This window comes from Kitasatospora sp. NPDC057542 (assembly GCF_042801945.1).
Lineage (GTDB): Bacteria > Actinomycetota > Actinomycetes > Streptomycetales > Streptomycetaceae > Kitasatospora.
Genome location: NZ_JBHVFE010000216.1, coordinates 1 through 14,382, shown reverse-complemented (window position 1 = coordinate 14,382; position 14,382 = coordinate 1). Strand labels below are relative to the sequence as shown.

At 70.3% G+C, this 14,382-nt stretch carries 17 protein-coding genes; 3 read left to right on the top strand and 14 right to left on the bottom strand.

The annotated features are described in order from the left end of the window. Positions 1–828: 828 nt before the first annotated feature. The 4 genes from ACFU7Y_RS25080 to ACFU7Y_RS25065 form a co-directional block, all read right to left on the bottom strand. Entirely contained in the window at positions 829–1,176 is a 348-nt protein-coding gene (locus ACFU7Y_RS25080; RefSeq protein ID WP_380769719.1) for a CU044_2847 family protein, read from the bottom strand. Beyond that, entirely contained in the window at positions 1,169–4,849 is a 3,681-nt protein-coding gene (locus ACFU7Y_RS25075) for a trypsin-like peptidase domain-containing protein (RefSeq protein WP_380769718.1), read from the bottom strand. The genes ACFU7Y_RS25080 and ACFU7Y_RS25075 overlap by 8 nt, the downstream gene beginning before the upstream one ends. Before the next feature lie 182 nt (positions 4,850–5,031). Beyond that, complete coding sequence (locus ACFU7Y_RS25070; RefSeq protein ID WP_380769717.1) at positions 5,032–5,355, bottom strand: hypothetical protein; 324 nt, start codon at positions 5,353–5,355, stop codon at positions 5,032–5,034. A gap of 3 nt (positions 5,356–5,358) precedes the next feature. Continuing rightward, positions 5,359–5,556 carry a hypothetical protein gene (locus ACFU7Y_RS25065; RefSeq protein WP_380769716.1) on the bottom strand — a complete coding sequence of 66 codons (198 nt, stop codon included), beginning with the start codon at positions 5,554–5,556 and terminating at the stop codon, positions 5,359–5,361. A 381-nt stretch (positions 5,557–5,937) separates the two neighbouring features. On the opposite strand from ACFU7Y_RS25065, the gene ACFU7Y_RS25060 reads away from it, so the two are divergent. Further along, positions 5,938–6,726 carry a tetratricopeptide repeat protein gene (locus ACFU7Y_RS25060; RefSeq protein WP_380769715.1) on the top strand — a complete coding sequence of 263 codons (789 nt, stop codon included), beginning with the start codon at positions 5,938–5,940 and terminating at the stop codon, positions 6,724–6,726. Between the two features lie 64 nt (positions 6,727–6,790). Here ACFU7Y_RS25060 and ACFU7Y_RS25055 read toward each other — a convergent pair whose 3' ends face one another. Further along, positions 6,791–7,378, bottom strand: a complete 588-nt coding sequence (locus tag ACFU7Y_RS25055; RefSeq protein ID WP_380769720.1) for a LuxR C-terminal-related transcriptional regulator — start codon at positions 7,376–7,378, stop codon at positions 6,791–6,793. A 136-nt stretch (positions 7,379–7,514) separates the two neighbouring features. On the opposite strand from ACFU7Y_RS25055, the gene ACFU7Y_RS25050 reads away from it, so the two are divergent. Then, complete coding sequence (locus tag ACFU7Y_RS25050; RefSeq protein ID WP_380769714.1) at positions 7,515–7,892, top strand: ribosomal protein L7/L12; 378 nt, start codon at positions 7,515–7,517, stop codon at positions 7,890–7,892. 482 nt (positions 7,893–8,374) lie between these two features. Here the strand turns inward: ACFU7Y_RS25050 and ACFU7Y_RS25045 are convergent, their stop codons facing one another. After that, entirely contained in the window at positions 8,375–9,493 is a 1,119-nt protein-coding gene (locus ACFU7Y_RS25045; RefSeq protein WP_380769713.1) for a protein kinase, read from the bottom strand. Positions 9,494–9,971: 478 nt separating this feature from the next. Between ACFU7Y_RS25045 and ACFU7Y_RS25040 the strand changes: the two genes are divergently transcribed. Then, a complete protein-coding gene (locus ACFU7Y_RS25040; RefSeq protein ID WP_380769712.1) occupies positions 9,972–10,409 on the top strand; it encodes a helix-turn-helix domain-containing protein in 438 nt (145 codons plus the stop codon). A gap of 160 nt (positions 10,410–10,569) precedes the next feature. On the opposite strand, the gene ACFU7Y_RS25035 is transcribed toward ACFU7Y_RS25040, so the two are convergent. From ACFU7Y_RS25035 to ACFU7Y_RS25000, 8 genes are all read right to left on the bottom strand, one after another. After that, the gene (locus ACFU7Y_RS25035; protein WP_380769711.1) at positions 10,570–10,698 is read right to left on the bottom strand and encodes a hypothetical protein; all 129 of its coding nucleotides are present in this window, start codon (positions 10,696–10,698) and stop codon (positions 10,570–10,572) included. Positions 10,699–10,743: 45 nt separating this feature from the next. Further along, a complete protein-coding gene (locus ACFU7Y_RS25030) occupies positions 10,744–11,421 on the bottom strand; it encodes a hypothetical protein (RefSeq protein WP_380769710.1) in 678 nt (225 codons plus the stop codon). Positions 11,422–11,427: 6 nt separating this feature from the next. Then, positions 11,428–11,991, bottom strand: a complete 564-nt coding sequence (locus tag ACFU7Y_RS25025; RefSeq protein ID WP_380769709.1) for a hypothetical protein — start codon at positions 11,989–11,991, stop codon at positions 11,428–11,430. 22 nt (positions 11,992–12,013) lie between these two features. Further along, positions 12,014–12,355 (bottom strand): hypothetical protein, encoded by a 342-nt coding sequence (locus ACFU7Y_RS25020; protein ID WP_380769708.1) that lies wholly within the window; start codon positions 12,353–12,355, stop codon positions 12,014–12,016. A gap of 485 nt (positions 12,356–12,840) precedes the next feature. Continuing rightward, positions 12,841–13,005: a hypothetical protein gene (locus tag ACFU7Y_RS25015; protein WP_380769707.1), complete on the bottom strand. Its 165-nt coding sequence runs from the start codon at positions 13,003–13,005 to the stop codon at positions 12,841–12,843. Further along, positions 13,002–13,454 (bottom strand): hypothetical protein, encoded by a 453-nt coding sequence (locus ACFU7Y_RS25010; protein ID WP_380769706.1) that lies wholly within the window; start codon positions 13,452–13,454, stop codon positions 13,002–13,004. Before ACFU7Y_RS25010 ends, ACFU7Y_RS25015 begins: the two co-directional genes overlap by 4 nt. Next, entirely contained in the window at positions 13,451–13,600 is a 150-nt protein-coding gene (locus ACFU7Y_RS25005; protein WP_380769705.1) for a hypothetical protein, read from the bottom strand. Before ACFU7Y_RS25005 ends, ACFU7Y_RS25010 begins: the two co-directional genes overlap by 4 nt. A 188-nt stretch (positions 13,601–13,788) precedes the next feature. Then, positions 13,789–14,046 (bottom strand): hypothetical protein, encoded by a 258-nt coding sequence (locus ACFU7Y_RS25000; RefSeq protein ID WP_380769704.1) that lies wholly within the window; start codon positions 14,044–14,046, stop codon positions 13,789–13,791. Between the last annotated feature and the right edge of the window lie 336 nt (positions 14,047–14,382).

The window sequence follows — 14,382 nt, the reverse complement described above, 5'->3', positions numbered from 1 at the left end:
GCGCAGACCTCGCGCCGGCCGCCCCCGCCGCGAACGCTCGTCAGTGAGGATCGGGTCCTGGTGGCCTGCGGGGATCTGACATGCACGTCCTCGGTACCGAAGTGTCCGTGGCTGTCCGAGGCACGGTGTCCCTCCCGCGGCCTGTGCGGGAGGGGCACCCTTGGCAGGCGGCCGGAGGTGTCACGGCTCCTTGGCGCGCCCCGTGGGCGCAGGTGGTGCGGGGTTACGGAACGACGATGGAGAACGCCGCGTCCGCCCAGACGCCGGGCTTTCCGGTGACGACGAGGAAGGTGTCGGAGCGGGTGCCGCAGATGGGGTGCGGCCACATCGAGATCTGGATGTTGTAGTCGAGCGCGTTGCTCCCCGGACCAGAAGCGAACGCAGCAGGGCGGAAAGCCGAAGAGTATCGATGGCCAGCCTCTACGTCCGGTGCCGCGTATCGCACATCGTGGGAACTCGGCCGACTTCAAGCGCCCCAAGCGCGAACCGGCGGCACGCCGGAGCGGCTCGGCGCCTACGGCACCGGCGGCCGTGCCCAAACCCGGCCCGCAGGCCCGCGCCGCGGGGACTGACAGGGAGACACCCCCCTGACATCACCCCGGACCAACCCCAGCGGCAGGGCGGCGCCCGCCCGCACAGACTGAAGGGGCCGGTCCGCGCCGGAACCCCCGAGCGGGCAGCGGACCGGCCCCCGGCCGTGGCGTTGCCCAGATCACCTACAGGTGCTCCAACAGGTACAGCAACGCAGCAACGGTGCGGCAGGGGTCGCGCCAGGCCGGCCGCAGCCAGTAAGACCCCTTCCGAACGTGGATCAAGGTCGTGCGGTGATCAGCCTGGGCTGTCGGTCCGCTGCCAGGTCAGCTTGATCACGAAGTTGCCCTCGGCCGCTGTCTTGGCGATGACCGCGCCCGCCTCGGCGTTGATCTTCACGCCGAGTTCCACCTCCACGCTGCTCGGCGGGCTAGGCAGCGTGGTCAGCCGATCCAACAGGGCTGCGGCCGCGCCCCGGACCTGGTCGAAGCTCTCGGTAAGGGTCCGGGTGGCGGTCCCGACGATCTCGCCCGGCCGGGCGGCGCGCACGATGCCGGAGCCGGCCGTGTCGACCTCCAGCACGACCTGCCCGGCGGCATCCGAGTCGTCCAGTGATACCCGGATGAGCTGTGTCACGTCAGCCATGCTTCTCCCTCTTCCACGTGCACACCGATCCCTGGTACGCACCGGGCGGCAACTTCTCCACGGCGACGGACGGCAGCGTCTCGTCACCCATGACCCGACACAGCTCGGACAGCCAGCGCTGGGCCTCGGCGGTGGAAGGAACCCCTTCGGTCTTCCACTGCCGAGCGGGGATCCGGCGCACCGGGTCGCCGCCCGTCGGGCCCACGACGGCGATCACCCCCATGTCGGTCATGATCACCGACAGGGCGTCGTCCGAGCCGAGAAGGTCGACCGTCCACCTGTCGTCGACCGGGACGATGGACCCGTCGCCGGGCAGCGCCCCAGTCGGCGTCACCGCGGCCGATACGAAGGTCACCGCGCGCGAGCTCCTGTCCGGTACGGCAACGTGGGACACCGCCACCTGCTGAGCGTCCGTGCTTTCGCTCAGGACCCTGCCACTCGGAAGTTCACGGACCACCAGCCGGTGGCTTACCGTCAGGTCGGTCCGCTGGGTCTCGACGGCCGCCAGCCGGCTCAGGTCCGGGCTCACGTCCACCGCGAGCGTCAGCGTTTTCGTGCCCGCCCAGTGGAACAGCTCCCTCGCGACCGGGGCCTCGCCGCGCAGGTCCCACAGTTTCGCCGACACGGTGTCCGCCGTGCTCAGTCCGGAGGAGCCCGTGAGGGTGAGCATGCTGTCCCCGCCGGCTCCCAGCCAGATCTCGTCGACGGACTCCGGGAGACCGGGCAGCACCTTCCTGATCCGACCGTCGGACGTGTCCCAGAGGAGGAGCCGGCCTTCCAGGCCGTGGAAACCCGTCTGACCCAGCAGCACCGAGCCGTCGGGGGCGAAGGAGAGCCGCGCGTACTGCGTCGGCATGGTCACCGCTGGTATGTCGGCCAGGTCGGGGAGCTCGGGCAGTTCAAGGCCGGGAAAGCTCGGCAGAGCGCTCTGGTGCGGGAAAGGGTCGCCTTCCCGGGGGCGTTCCAGCTCCCGGGTCTTCCCGGTCCGCACGTCGTACAGCGTCGCCGGCAGCCCGCGGGGGTCCGGCAGTGCCGTCGGAGCCCCGGTCGACGAGGGTAACGGCATCCGCCCCATGGCCACCAGGGAACCGTCCGGACTCACCGCCGTGACGCTCGCCGACTGACCGGTCGGATCCCGGTGCACCCCGGAAGCGTCGGCACGGACGACCACGATCGTGCCGTCGGCCGCCCGTGCCGCTATCACCCGGCCTTCGGCGTCGGCGGTCGACGAGGCGGGCAGCTTCCACAGCGGGTCGGTCAGGAGCGTGTCGGTACTGCTGTACCGGGGAGCGATCAGGTCGGCGAAGCCGTACCGGGCGTACATCTCGCCGAGCCGCACACGGGTCTGCTCGGTGTCCTGGGTGCGGTAGGCCCGCAGCGCCAGCAGTAACGCGGTGTACGAGAAGCCCAGATCGCCCACGTTGCTCATGTTCTCGGCGTCGCGCGACTGCTGGACCAGCACCTGCGACGCGGTGGTGGCCACGTCCTGGGTGATGTCGTTTCGCCACGCCCAGGCGCCCAGGCCCGCGGCGAGACTGAGCACGACGGTGAGCGAGATGAGGGTGCGCTGGCGGCGGCGTGAGGCGCTGGCGCTTGCCTCGACGAACTCCAGCTCGGCGGGGCGCAGTTCGTCCCGCCGACGGGTGAGCCAGTCCCGCGCGTCACGCAGCTCGGCCCCCCGCAGCAGGCGGCTGCCGGAGCGGTTGTCTTTGTTCCACAGGGTGATCCGCCGCCGCAGGTCCTCCTGCCAGACCCGGAAGTCGCGATCCGCCTCGAAGAATTCACGCAGCCGGTCCCAGTGCGTCAGCAATACCTCGTGAGCCAGTTCTACGGTCTCTTCGGGCGGCCCCTCGTTCGGACGGAACTCCGTACCGGGAACAATCAGCCGGGTGGTCAGCAGGCGCTGCGCGATCCGCCACTGCCCGACACTCAGCTCGGTGCGGGCGACGGTGCGGCGGGCGGGTTCCGTGCCGTCGCCGCCGGGGTGGACGAGCTGGACGAGCAGCCCGCGGGCCGCCAGTTGCTCCTCCTCGCTCAGGCTGCCGATCCAGATCTGCTCCGCGTGGGTCACCAGCGCGTCGCTGACCCTGCCGAGCGCCTCGTACGCGGCATGACCGATGACGCTGCGGTCCTGGTGCTCCCAGAGCTTGGTGAGGGTGAACTCCAGCAACGGCAGGCGGCCCGGATCGCTCCCGAGGTCGCCCAGGATCCGGTCCACCAGGCCCGGCTCGTACACCACGCCGGTGTGCTCCAGGGGCCGGGCGACGGCCGCGCGGAGCTCAGCGTCGGTCATGGCACCCACCGTGACCAGACGGTCCCCGCCGAAAAGCGGTGCCAGCCCCGGGTGGGTGAGGGCGGCGGTGAGGAAGTCGCTGCGCAGGGTCGTCACCACGCGCAGCCGGGCTCCGGGAAGCAGGGCGGCGCCCAGCGCGGACGCCAGGGCGTCGACGTCCGCGCGCTCCGTGCCGATGAGCGCCTCCTCGAACTGGTCGGCGACCAGCAGCAGCCGGTCCTTGTGCTGACGGGCGAGTATCCGGTCGACAACCGCCGGCATTTGTCCGTCCCGCAACCGGTCAATGAGCCCGGGGAGTTCGGCCAGACGGGCGGTCTCGGTCAGGTCGGGTTCGAGCCGTGGGAGCAGCATCAGCGCCAAGATGGCGAGCGGGCTGCGGCCCAACTGCCCCGGGCGGAACAGGACGATCTCGAGGTCCTCGCGGTCCCGCAGCCTCGGCAGCACACCGGCGTGCAGCAACGACGACTTCCCGCAGCCGGACGGGCCGACCAGGGCGGTCGCCGGCGCCCAGCCGAGCAGGTCGGCGATCCGGCGGGCCGATTCCTCCCTGCCGTGGAACAAGCCGGCGTGGCGCTCCTCGAAGGGTTCCAGCGACCGGAACGGGCAGGGCGGCAGAGCTGTCTTGCCGAGTGCGGGCCAGCTCTCTCGTAGGGTCTCGGTCGGGATCACGTACGCCGTACGCACGTCCGCCGTGCTGTTCGCCGCCACGACCATCCCGACCACGCCGCCCTCGGCGACGTCCCACACCGGCGCACCGGAGAACCCGGGCTCCACCCGGTGCTCGCTGGCCGGATCGGTGTCGTACTGGAACCACCCGGCACCGGTGCGGCCGCGCAACCAGCCGACGCTCCAGGCGCCGTCGTCGTAGGTGTCCGGGAACCCGAAGGTGCGCATTCGGCGGTCCGGACCCGCCACGTCCTCCACGAGCCTGCCGACGGTCGCCTTGGGGGGCGCGGGGGAGAGGAGCCGGAGCACCGCGACGTCCCCGGACCCGTCCGGTCGGATCGGGGTCCACGAGCCGATCTCCACCGCTATCCGCCCACCGGGCGCGGCCAGCGGGAAGTCGATCTCCAACCGCCCGGCCGGCGGCTCCGCCGCATCGGGCGGTACGCCGAGTGCCCTGGCCACCACGTGCGCACAGGTGAGCACCTCGCGCTGCCCGGCGAGGAAGCCGGCTCCCTCGGGCCGGCCGTCCATGCCGAGGATCCTCACAACCGAGGCGTCACTCGGCGCCGCGTTGCCCGATCCCATCTTCCCCACCCCCGTTGAGACATTCTCACAGATCATCAGATCAATTGTCAGTGTTCGGTGTTGGTAATAATCGGGCGGCAGCTTCGCGCACAGCGGTGCCCGGGTGTCAACCGTTCGGTCGCCGGCCATTGGGGTACCAGTAACGTTGCGTCGGTGGCTTACTCGGCGGGGCGCTGCGCGGGTTGTGGGCGTCGGTACGGCGGGGAGGCTTCAGGGCTGCTGTTGGTGGCCCTGCTGGGGACGTGGACGCAGCACAGGGAGGTGCTCAGTAGCTGTTGTCTTTCCGGGTGCGAGGGCTGCGTTTCCGCTGCTCAGGCATAGGGTCGGTGGCCTCGGGGAGTGGTGACGTGTTGAGTCGCCGCTCGTGTGGAGGTCGGGATGCCGTCGGGCTTCACGGCCAGCAGTTCGCCGTCCAGTACGCAGGGGGTGAGGTGGCGGGCGGCTTCGGCGACGTCGGCGAACGCGCGGGTCAGGTCGGTGCCGTGCCAGCTGTACACCCGGGGGTGGGGGCCGGCCACCACGATGGCTCTCCAGCCGTCGCACTTGGGCTCTGCAAGGCTGCCCGCGGCGCTGGCCGGCAGGTGCTCGATCGGCTTGGCGAGCGCGACCTCGATCGGGAGACGGAAGGGCGGCACGGACTACTCCAAGGAGTCGATCCGGCGCCCGGGCGCCAGGCCCATGAACAACGCGAAGGCCTGCGGTGCGGCGTCGATCACCGCCTGCTGCTCCCGCTCGGGGCTCCGGTCCTGGCCGTGGCGCTCCCAGGAGCAGCGGCCGTAGGGCGTCCGGGCGGCCGGCCGCCGCCACTCCTCGCAGATCATCGCGGCCTTCTCCACGGGGCACCTCCGGCTCGTACTCTTCCACGGTAGAAGCAATGGTGTCGGCCGAGGCGCAGGTGGACCTGCCACTGGCGCTACTCGTCGGGGTTTGCAGCGACCGTGTCCACATCCGCCTGGTCCCCGCCGCCGCCCCGACGTGCAGGACCGCTCAGAAGGTGTTCTGCGAGTCTTGGGTGGTTCTCGTAGTCCTTGAATGACGTAGTTCCTCAATTGGCCCGTTGGCGGTCCAGCCGGCCCGGTGAGTGCCTGAGTTGATCCCCCGTCGCCCGAGACGCAGATCGACTCTTGCCTCGTTCTCCGAACAGGCGTGCACAGCATTCGTATGCTCTGGGCATGAGACTCTTTCGGTGGGGCGGCCGAGGTGAAGCCGGTCAGACGATGACAAACCCGTTGGTCCAGGCCACCGCCCTGTACCACGCGGGGCGCTACGCCGAGGCCGAGGCCGAGGCCCGCTCCGTGGCGGCGGCCCCCCGGACGAAGCCGGAGGACGAGGTGTTCGGGCCGTTGGCGCTGGGCATCGCCGGGCTCGCGGTGAGCGCTCAGGGCCGCCACGCCGAGGCGGTCTCCATATTCGACGCACTGCTGCCGGTCTTCGACGGGCTCGTCGGCGCCGAGCATCCGCTGACCCTCAAACTGCGCTCGGACCGCGCCCACGCGCTGAGCGCGCTCGGCCGGTACGCCGAATGCGAGGCGGAGTGCGCGGCCGTCGCCCAGCTCGCAGCACGCAACACAGGGCCGGAAGTGCCGCTCATCGTGGTGCACGCCCGCACCGGGCAGATCCAGGCCCTCATCGCGCTTGGCCGCCACGAGGAGGCCGAGGCGCTGTCGCGTCAGAATCTGGCCGCCCACTGCGAACCGGACCAGGCCACCCTGATCCTGCGGCTCGGTCTGGCCCGCAGCCTCAATTGCCAGGGCCGCCACGTGGAGGCTCTCGCCGAGGCGGAGCGCGCCGACGAGGTGCGCCGCGACTGGCCCGAGGAGCATCGCCGCCCGGAAACCGGGGCCGTCGAGCTGGCCGCGGCCATCGCCCTCCTCGGGCTGGGGCGTGGCACCGAGGCCCGCTTGCTGGCCGCAGCCGCCCGCGACGACTGCCTGGCCGCCTTCGGCCCGGACAACTCCCGCACCATCGAGGCCCAGGTGTTGCTCGACCGCATCGACGGCGCTTGAGCAGGCGCGCCGCGCCGGCGCTTGGGATGCTCACCTGTGGCTGAGCACGCCAGTTGGCCTGCGGTCAGGTTCCCAGGCCGGCGTCACGTGCCAGCAGTGCGGCCTGCACCCGGTTCTCGCATTCCAGCTTGGTCAGGATCCGGCTCACGTACGTCTTGACCGTGGCCTCGCTCATGTGGACCCGCCGGCCGGCGTCCGCGTTGGACAGGCCCTCGCCCAGCAGTGCCAGGACCTCCAGCTCGCGGGCCGTCAGCACCTCCAGCCGGCGGCGGGCCTGCTCGGCGCGGTGCGTGCCCTGGTCGGACGCCAGCGAGTCCACGACGTGACGGGTGGCACTCGGCGACAGGTAGGCGTCCCCGGCCGCGGCGGCCCGGACCGCGCGCATGAGTTCCGCGGGTGCCGAGTCCTTGAGCAGGAAGCCCGCGCTGCCCCCGGTCAGGGCGCGCAGGACGTTCTGCTGTTCCACGAAGGTCGTCAGGATCAGCACCCGCGTGTCGGGCACGGTCCGGCACAGCTCGGCCAGGGCCGTCAGCCCGTCCATGACCGGCATCTGGATGTCGAGCAGCACGACGTCCGCGCGGCAGGTCCGCGCACAGCGCGGCGCCGCAGCGCCCCGCCCGACACCAACCAGCCCCACCCACGCGGATGTGATGGCCTTCTGGCCGGCCAGACAGCTCCATCCGCCGCCATCGGGAGAGGCCGGGAGCAGCGAGTGGGTTCGGGAACTGGTGGGCGGTGGCAGGGGGTTGACTGGGTTCACGATGGCGTGTCGGCTGGGGAGGAAGTCTGTGGAGGATCCGGAGTTCAGCGTTGTACTGACGGGGGCGGCCTACAGTGGTCCGTCTGCGCTGAAGGCGATCCGGCTGGTCACTGGTCTGAGTCTGTGGCAGAGCCGGCAGCTCCTGGACAGTGCGCCCGTCACTGCCCGGGCCGAGCTCCCGTACGGGGAGGCTGCGGCTGCTCTCAGGCGCCTGCAGCAGGGCGGCGTGCAGGCTGCCCTGTGCTGCGGGTACTGCGAACGTCTGCTGCCCACCGACGGCACACCCGTCGACCCCGGCCCGTGCAGGTCCCGGTACTGGCCCACCGCCCATTGCCAGGCCAACTCCGAAACCGTCTGCGACCTCGACCGCTGCCCCACCCACGACCCCAACTGGCTCCGCCGGTAGAAACTGCACCCGGGACGGGTGAGCGGTCGGTGGTCGGCCCTGCTGCGACAGTACCCGGCGCAGGCCTTCGGCGCGCCCGTCTTCACGCGGCCAGCTGGCCGATCCCGATGGGTCGTCGACGCGGGCGGCGGTGTGGGCGGCGGGCGTGCTGCGGCGAGGTACTGCGGGATGACGGCGGCCAGGCCCTCAGCGGCCTCCAAGAGGACCGGGTCGGCGTGGGGCTGCTCCATGAGGGCCTGGGCGAGGTGGAGCGCTCTCCAGGACGGCGGCGGGGGGCGGACATGGCGTAGAGCGGCAATGGCGTCGGCGGCCTGCTCTGCGGGCCGTGGGGCGGCCTGTGGGGCGTCTGGGTGGGCCGGTGCGGCGGGGTGGCTCCAGGGCGGCTGCTGGCGGGCCTGAGGGCGCTGCTGGGGGCCGAGGGCGCAGGCCGCGCCGGGAGGGCGCAGTCGGGTCGGGGTGCTGGCGATGGGGTGCGGGGTGGGTTAGAAGCTGATGTATCGCTCGAGCCGCGCAGGGGCCTGGTGGTCTGCCGTAAAGATGTCGGCCGTGAGTGTGAATCTTCCCCAGGCCGACATCTCCAGTGCGAAGTTGGTCGACCGGTCGGTGATCACGCGGTGCGGTTCGGGAAAGGTCGGATGGAGGTGGTAGATGACCTTGGTGACCTGGTCGAGGTCGCTGGCTGTCCCGTCGAGGTAGACGCGGACGCGGTGGTACGGGCCGTTGCCGCCTGTCGGTGCTCCGTCAGGGCGTGCGGTGTGGACCAGCCGGATTCCGGGGGTGGCTTTGGGTCCGGTCTGCAGTTGTCGGAGCCGCTTGTACACCTCCTGTGCGGAGGAGGGGCGGCGCGCGGGGTCGCGGGCCAGGAGTTGCGCGACCAGCGCGGTCAGTTCGGCGGGCGTGTCCGGTCGCAGGGTGTCCAGTCCGGGGGCGTCCTCGTCGTGTTTACGTGCCATGACCGCCCAGGCGTTGGGTCCGGTAAAGGGGGGTCGGCCGGTGAGCATGGCGAACAGTACGCTGCCGAGCCCGTACAGGTCGGAGCGCTCGTCGCCTCTCTCGGTGCGGAACTGTTCCGGGGCGCCGTACTCCACGGTTCCCGCGGGAGCCAGCAGTGAGGAGCGGACCAGGGCGAAGGTCGTCTGGAGGAACCCTGCGATCCCGAAGTCGAGGACCTTCACCCGTCCGTCGGTGGTGACCATGACGTTGCGTGGCGTGATGTCGTAGTGGATGACTCCTGCCTGGTGTGCGGCGGCCAGCGCCGCGGTGATGTCGTCGGCGATCGACAGTGCCCGGGGGAAGGCCATCGGGCTCTCCCGGCTGATGATGTCGGTCAGGGTGAGCCCGTCGACTTTCTCCATAGCGAGGAAGAGCATGTCTTCGTGGACACCGCGTTCATAGAGCGTGATGACGTTCGGGTGGTTGATCCGGGCTGCGGCCACCGCTTCACGCGCGAAGCGTGCCGGCAGATCGGTTGCCACGTCCTCACCGGTGAAAAGCAGCTTGAGGGCTACGGTGCGACGGAGGTCCCGGTCGTGACCGGCCCACACCTCACCCATTCCACCGCGCCCGAGCCGATTGACCAGCTCGTATCGTCCCGCGATCACGTCACCAGGTTTCATTGCCCACCCCGCTGTCTGACGCCGCCATGCCTGAACACCATACGAGCGAAGGCGCGATGACGGTTCCGGCTCGGCAGGATTGCCGTTGCCCCCCGGCAGTCGACCACCAGACGGCGCGCGGATCACCGGTGGCAGTGGGCGGGACTGGGTTCCGGCGAAGGCGCGGTCGGAGGCTCGGAAAGCCCGGTTGGTCAGTGTTGAGCGCGCTTTCCTGGACGGCGGCCGGGGTGCGGACGTGGCGCAGCGCGGCGATGGCATTCGGCGGCTTGCTTGGCGGTCCGCGGGGCGGGCTGTGGGGCGCCTGTGCGGGCTGGTGGGTCCGGGACGGCGGCCGGGAACGCACCGCCGACGGACGACCGGGTGGAGGTTCGTTCACCCTGAACGGACCTTCACCGGCCCGGGTGTCTTGCCGATCGTTCAGGGTGAACGGACTTCCTCATACGACAGCGGGTAGGAGACGTGGGTGAGCACCACGCCGTACGGCTTCGACGCGGCCAAGCTCCGGGCCGCCCGCGCCGCCGCTGGCGTGTCGGTTGCGCGGATCGCCCGCGAGGTGGGGGTGACCGAGCGGGCGGTGAGCCTCTACCTGGCCGGGACGCGCGTTCCGAAGCCGGAGTTGCTGCCGCGGTTGGCGGCCGCTGTCGGTGTCGCTCCGGCCGGACTGTGCAGGGTCGAACGGGAGCGGCTGGTTCACCGTCGGGTGTTCACTGGCCGCAGCCGCGCTCAGATGGCGAAGGCGCTGGGCATGGCCGAGGAGACCTACCGCCAGGTTGAGACCACCGGGCATCGTGGCCGTGCGGCCACCAGCCGGTACGACGGCCGCTTGGGCCGGTACATCGCCTGGGATGAGTGGGCGCCGCCTGTGTATGGCGTCAGCGCCGAACGCCTCCGCTCGGGCTGAGCAGCGCACCCGGGAGGCGTGGCAGGAGCTGCGGGCTGAACGGCGGCGGCTGTGGATGGAATACTTCGACCAGGTCGAGCGGGACAGGCTCCAGGAACTCGGCCGGGCGGGGACGCCGAGCCCGCGGTGGGCGCGGGTGAGCCGCGCTGTCTCGCGTAGGTCAGCACCGGAACTCGGTGTGGTCCTGGGCGTGCTCGTCGGGCCAGGTGCCGAACGGCCCGGGTAGGCCGGGCTGCTCGGCGCCGAGTTGGAGGGCGCCGCCCTTGAGCCGGTGCGGGCCGGGGATCACGCGACCCCCCGAAGTTGGACGGCATGGCGGGCGGTTCTTCAGCAGTCAGCGGGAGGCCTTCGAGGCCCGGTGTGCCTCGCTCAGGGTGCGTAGGTGTTGGCGCCGCTCTCGCAGGATGCCGCCGCGGTCGACCGCGGTGTCGCGCAGGTAAATGCCGTCCTTGAAGTGTTGGAAGCCGATCGTCTCCCACAGCGCCGCGATCTTCCGGGTCACCGTGGCGCTGTACTCGTCCGTCACGAGGCTCTCGTCCTCTGGCCACTCGGTGGCGCCGGGTTCGACCGCGACCGCACAGCAGCCGCCTTCCAGCCCACGGATCGCTTCTGCGGCGAAGACGGGTCCGAGCCCGAAGCCCCGCCAGGCGGGGGCCAGGTACACCCGGTCGAGCACCAGCAGGTCGCCGACGGGCATGTCGATGGCCTTCAGGAACTCCTCGTTGTAGTCGTTGCCGTCCAGGACGGCCTCGGCGATGCTGAGCAGCTCCCCGGACTCGCTGTCCGCGGCCATCAGCCAGCTGTGCCCGGTGTAGGCCCGGAGCCGGTAGAGCGTCAGCTCGCCGACCTGGGGCCCGTCCTCGTCATCGTCGCCCGGCTCCGTGACGGCGACCGCCCATCGCTCCGCCGTGTCACTGCAGGGATCGGCGGTGCCGAACTGGGAGTGCCGGTAGATCCGGGTCAGCATCCCCGGGTTGCCGGGCAGCTCACGGGGGGATCGGCGCGCAGTCATGACCGGTCAACGAGCAACGGCCGCCGGAGGTTCGAGGTGCAGCCCCGGGTCCGCCGCGGGCCGGGCCAGGTACGGCTGGCCGGGATCGCTCCAGTCCACGGTGCGGATGCAGTCGCGGGCCCACGCACGCCACCCGTGCAGGGTGGAGTCGAAGTATCCGGTGAGGTCGACCGTCTGGATCCGGGTGGGCCGGCCGTCGGCGTCTTCCTCCAGGACCGAGGTGACCGGGTGGCCGACGATGACGGCGTAACCCCGGTGTGCAACACGGGTTGCCCAGTTGGCCGGCACGTCCATCTGGAAGTAGGGGTCCGTGCCGTGCTCGGACTTCCAGGTAAAGATCACCTTCGGCTCGGCGAAGGCGGGGTGGGTGACGACGCCGGCGGGCGGGACAGGCGGGACGGTGCGCGGGTTGTGTCCCGGCAGAGTGGAACCCTTGTAGAGGCGGGCGTTGATCACGTCCATGCCCGACTCGCGCATCCGTGCGTGGTCGGCTTCGAACAGCTCCAGGATCCTGGCGCTGACCGCTTCACCGGGCAGCCCGTCATGCGCTCCCTGACCGCGTATGACCACTGAAGTCCTTGGCATCAGTCATCTAGTCGACGCTGAGTTTCTCAGCGACGAACTCCACCCCGCTCGGACCGGTAATGGTCAGCCAGTACAGCACCGAACGGTTGTTGTGATGGTGCAGAAGGTGGTGGGCCTCGACCGGCCACGGGCCGAACTGAGGCAGTTCCCGCACGATGACCTCGTCCACGAAATCGCCATCCGGGTCGCCGATGTCGGCCCTGACATGCACGATTCCCGCGAGGCGGAGCGTCACGCTGGCGCCCTCCGAACTCAGCGAACTCAGCACGACAACAGCCTCGCTGGACTCCAGGTCGGTGCGCAGGACGATCGACGTCAACCAGTGGTCGCGCAGGTGCTCAAGACTCACGGCCGCACACTACCCCGGGCGGGTCCCCACAAGGCCGCCTACGAGACCAGGGTCAACTTTCCCGGACTCCTGGAAGGTCGGTTTTCAGGTTCTAGACAATTTCCGTGCCAGAGCCACGGAGCGTCACCGGAACCGCGATCATGAATGGTCGTGGCTGCTGTGACGCCTCACGGACAGCCGGAGCAATCGGTTGTCCCTTGGACACCACCCCAAGGCAGAATCAGTGCATGGCAACTTGAAGAGCACCGGCCGGGCGGAAGTCCTGGCGCAAGAGGGGAAACGGCTAGTCCGTCCGCGACGGTGACCGCTGGATCTGCCTCGTGTGCCACGAGCCTGTCCGCTCCTACCAGCACCGCTTCCATCCGCCCGAGGCCTCCAGCTTTGAGCGTTGCATCGGGTTTGCCTGGTGCTCGGGGTGCCGGATCTACTCGGGCAACATGGTCCACGTTCCTCGCAATCGCGTCCTGGTCGACGCCCTTGCCTCGCTATCTGCCGATGACCGCGACCAGTTGCTCCGGAAGGAGGCCGCACTGGTCGACTATCTCGACAGCCGAGGCCTCGGCCAGCACCGGCTGTGACCCGATCGCGGCACCAGCGGCAATACCGACGGCACGACGCAGCACGGTGCGCCGCGGAATGTTCGCCGTCACGTGAACTTCTCCTTACTTCGGACGACCGCGAATACGGTGAGCGTTACGGCGCAGACCACGAGCACGGCCAGCACCGGGTTGACGTACGAGGGGATCACCACAGGAACCGTGTGACCGTCGGAACTGACGCAGCCGAATTCCAAGGGGATGAACGAGGGGTCGTAGCCGACCAACTGCTTTCCCACTGCCGCATTGCATGCCCTGCCCTCGGTGTAGTCGTCGGCCATCATCAGATGCAGCAGACCGAAGGCGTAGAGGCCGAACGCCGCGGCCCAGGTCAGGGCCGAGCAGCAGGCGAGGGCCTTCACCCGCGATCCGGCGCCCCGAGCACGGGCCAGCGCCCTGAGGCCGTACCAGGTCAGCCACGGGGTGGCCACGACACAGACGAGCAATAGGAGGAGGCCGACGGCGCCGTCGTGCCTGGCGAACGGTTGGTCTGCGGACATCACGTTCTCACACCTTGCCAGCGGTTCCGGGAGATGGCGTTGTACTTCTCCGTAACGTAGTAGAGCCCCATGCGCTTCTTCGCCTCGGTGTACGCCTCTTCTCCGGGCCCCTGGTAGCGGCGGAGGACGTCGTAGATCTCCTCGCCCACGTAGTCCAGGCGCGGCAGGCCTCATCCCGGGCGACCTGTCGTCGCCGAGGGGCTTGCCTGCGATGTCCCACATGGCGTCCCCCATCGAGCCCCGGCATGGCCGGTGACACCACCCGCTCCCCCAGTGACAACAAACCGCAGATTCGCAGGAATTCAAACGGCGTCCATGCGAGCCACGCAGACGCCGTTCAGCTGGCATCCGGGTGCCGTTCGGGCGTGACTGCAACCCAGTGACGCCCGGCGCTGCAGTTCGGTGACGCATGCGCTGCAACTCGTTGTCGCGGCCCACCGGATGCGGCCCCGGTGAAGACCGGATCTGGCGGGCTGATGGCGTCAGTCGATGCCGAGGTCGCCCCGGTGATGCCGGTGAACTCGACGTCGAGGCCGGCGGCGAGGACGGCGGCCCAGTCGGCTTTGGAGGCTCCGGCATCGCGAGCGGCGGACACCCCGGGGACGGTGCGAGGGCGCAGCTGTGTGGCCGAGGTGGGTGTGAGGGCCGGGCCGAACGGAGGCGGTCTGACGGCCTTCCTGGGGCTGTCGTGCCCCAGCCGGACCCGCCCCACCGCGAGCGGCCGGCATCAGCCGGACGGGACCCACGGCCACCCGGGTCCAGCGATAGCGATCGGTGCTGGATCTTCACCGCAACACAGCGGGACACTTCGCCGCGCGCTCGGCTCCGCCGTTCACCATCCCCAACCACAACTCCTGCGTCAGACTCAGTGCTCCGTGGCCGTGTACAGGCCACGGCCGACCCGCTGTGCGCGGGAGGCCTTGACAAGCCG

Excerpts from the sequence above, each read along its gene's own strand:
- ACFU7Y_RS25080 (WP_380769719.1), bottom strand. The coding sequence starts at position 1,176 with ATGGCTGACGTGACACAGCTCATCCGGGTATCACTGGACGACTCGGAT.
- ACFU7Y_RS25075 (WP_380769718.1), bottom strand. The coding sequence starts at position 4,849 with ATGGCCGGCGACCGAACGGTTGACACCCGGGCACCGCTGTGCGCGAAG.
- ACFU7Y_RS25060 (WP_380769715.1), top strand. The coding sequence starts at position 5,938 with ATGACAAACCCGTTGGTCCAGGCCACCGCCCTGTACCACGCGGGGCGC.
- ACFU7Y_RS25030 (WP_380769710.1), bottom strand. The coding sequence starts at position 11,421 with ATGACTGCGCGCCGATCCCCCCGTGAGCTGCCCGGCAACCCGGGGATG.